Below are 2706 nucleotides of genomic sequence, written 5' to 3' on the forward strand. Positions count from 1 at the left end.
TGTCCACGGACACTGGGACGTCCGGGTGAGCGGACATTTGAAGTCCCTGCTGGCGGACAGTTCATCTCCCTGTCCGGTATGACTTTTCATCCCTCGACTGGCTCAGTGCAGTGGCTTGACGCCCTTGCCTGTGGTTGCCTGGCTGAGCCGGAGGCTGGTGCCTTCGGTCAGGACGATGTGCGCGTGATGCAGCAGCCGGTCGACCGCGGCCGTCGCCAGCGTCTTGGGCATGATCGTGTCGAATCCCGACGGGTGCAGGTTCGAGGTCACGATCACGGACCTGCGTTCGTAGGCGGCATCGATCACTCGGTAGAACGCCTCGGCGGCGGCCTGGCCGGACGGCAGCATCCCGATGTCGTCCAGGATGATCAGGTGGCTTCGGGTGATCTTCGCGATCGCCTTGGTGACGGTGTTGTCGACGGTGGCCCGGCCGACGTGGGCCGTGAGCGATTCCAGGCTGAACCAGGAGACTTGCATGCCCTGGTCGATGGCCTTGTGGGCCAGGGCCTCGGCGAAGTGGCTCTTTCCCGTCCCGGAGGGCCCGGCAATAGCAAGATTCTCCGAGCGGCCGATCCACTCCAACGTCATCAGCGCCTGCTGGGTCGGCGCCGGGATGGAGGACTCGTCCTCCTTCCAGGAGTCGAACGTCTTGCCGGTGGGCAGGTTGGCCTGCTTGCGGTGGCTTCTTCGGGTCGCCGCCTCCCGGCCCTGGATCTCCTCTTCCAGCAGGATCCGCACGACTTCGGCCGGGTCCCACCGCTGCGAGCGGGCGGTGGCCAGCACCGACGGGGCCGCCTTGCGGAGATAGGGGAACCGCATCCGCTTCAGGACGTGCTCCAGCTCGGCCGGGATCGGCGGCGGGGTCGGCGGGGAGGGAACCGGTGACGGCACCGGGGCCGGGGCCTGGTCGGCCGTTTCGGTGGTCGGGTCCAGCAACGCGATGCCGGTCATGGCTGCGGATTCCTTTCTGCGGGGCCGCTGTTGCTGCGGCCGAAGTCGGCCCAGGCGGAAGTGCCGGGCTGGACAGAGTGGGCCTCGTCGGCGACGACGAGGTCGGCGGGACGGACGCCGGACTTGCGGTGCTGGACGATCGACAGCAGGTCGTCCTCGGCGAACCGGCCCGCGGTCGCGGCCAGTCCGAGGGAGATGTCGACCTCGGCGACGCCGACCAGGGCGGCCAGCTCGACGGCGGCGGCCATCTTCACCCGCATCCGCGTCGTCCCCGCCGCGGCGGCCTCGATCAGCCACGACTTCGCCCCCGGCCCCAGGGCCAGGAAAGCGGCCTCGGCGTCGTCGGCAGGCTTCGGCCGCGGCGGCCTGGGCGAGCCGTCCATCTCCTGCGGATGATCGGGATAGTGGGCCGGGTCGATCACCGGACGGCCCGGCAGAGCCAGTTGGTGCCGGGCGACCTCGGTCAGCCCGGCCGGTCCCTGCAGCCACTCCGGCCGGCGGACCAGCCGGGCGAGGTCGACCACGATGACCAGCTCGTCGCCGTCGACGCGGGCGAACGCTTCCTGGCCGACCAGGCCGGGCGGGGTGGAATACCGCACCGAGCCGAAGCGGACGGTCTGGTCCCGCAGCACCTGCCGCGACTCGCCCAGCGCGAGGGTGTGAGGTTCAACCGGCAGCTGGTGCAGCCGGGTTCGTTCGATGTCGAGCATCGAGGACGGGGCCTTGCCGGTCTCGCGGTGGATGCGGTTGTTCACCGTGTGGCAGAAGAGCACGCACTCGCCGCGGAGTTCGGCGAAGGACTCGTACTCCTTCCTGAGGTTCGCCGACGTCGGCACCAGATCCGCCTTCGCGATGCGGACTGTCGCCTCCGATCCGCCTTTGGATTCGGGGTCGAAGGGCACGCAGGTGTGAACCTGCATCCCGTAGTGCCGTCCCGTCGCGACGATTTCGGGATGCCGGACGGCGACGCCGGCGACCCGGTCGATCGTCACGGTCTTCTCATTGTCGGTCAGCGCATAGGTCGGTGCACCACCGATCACCCGCAGGGTCGAGTCGATGCAGGTCACCAACGTGGGCAGGGTCCGGTCCCAGGTCGGGATCACCACCCTGAACCTCGACCAGGCCAGCCAGGCGCAGAACAGCAGCGTCACCCGCGGCTCACCGCCGCCGGGGCTGGGGACCTTCGGCCCCCAGCCCCAGTCGAACTGGAGCCACAGACCCGGCTCCGTGATCCACGGCCGATAAGTTCGCAGCTTGCCGGCCCGCCAGGCTTCCTTCGCCGTGGCCACCGCCCGGCGGGTGGTCCGCTCGTCGCCGGTGAACCCCAGCAGCTGCAGGCGTTCGTGGAGCTTGTCCGCACGGACCTTGCCTTCGGAGCGGTCGACCCACTCCTCGATCTTCGGCATGAACGGGTCGATCATCTTCGGCCGCCGGACAGGACCGGCGACCGGGCGACCGGTGTCCCTCATCCGTGCATACCTCCGCACGGTCTTGGGATCGACTCCCGCCAGCGCAGCCGCCGAATGAGCACATTCGGTGGCGTCCAGGGCCTCGAAGATTTCCATGATTTCCCTGTCAGACTTCTTCAACGTCCCTCCGGTCGGTCGGTCAGGTGCAGTCGCAGCACTGAGCCAACCGCCGGAGGGATCGTATGTTCGGAACCGACACGAATGGGTCCATCGAGAGGGAGATCAGCTGTCCGCAGAGAAGGAGCTGATCTGTCCGCCTACAAGGATCTTGCGCTGTCCGCTCTCA

2 protein-coding genes are annotated in these 2706 nt (G+C 68.4%); both read right to left on the reverse strand.

All coding sequences use genetic code 11. From position 1 onward, the window contains the following. Positions 1–102: 102 nt before the first annotated feature. Positions 103–951 carry an IS21-like element helper ATPase IstB gene (gene istB / locus ACFC02_RS42185; RefSeq protein WP_376368272.1) on the reverse strand — a complete coding sequence of 283 codons (849 nt, stop codon included), beginning with the start codon at positions 949–951 and terminating at the stop codon, positions 103–105. Then, positions 948–2516 carry an IS21 family transposase gene (gene istA / locus ACFC02_RS42190; protein ID WP_376368274.1) on the reverse strand — a complete coding sequence of 523 codons (1569 nt, stop codon included), beginning with the start codon at positions 2514–2516 and terminating at the stop codon, positions 948–950. Before istA ends, istB begins: the two co-directional genes overlap by 4 nt. Between the last annotated feature and the right edge of the window lie 190 nt (positions 2517–2706).

The organism is Streptomyces sp. NPDC056160 (assembly GCF_042268205.1).
Lineage (GTDB): Bacteria > Actinomycetota > Actinomycetes > Streptomycetales > Streptomycetaceae > Streptomyces.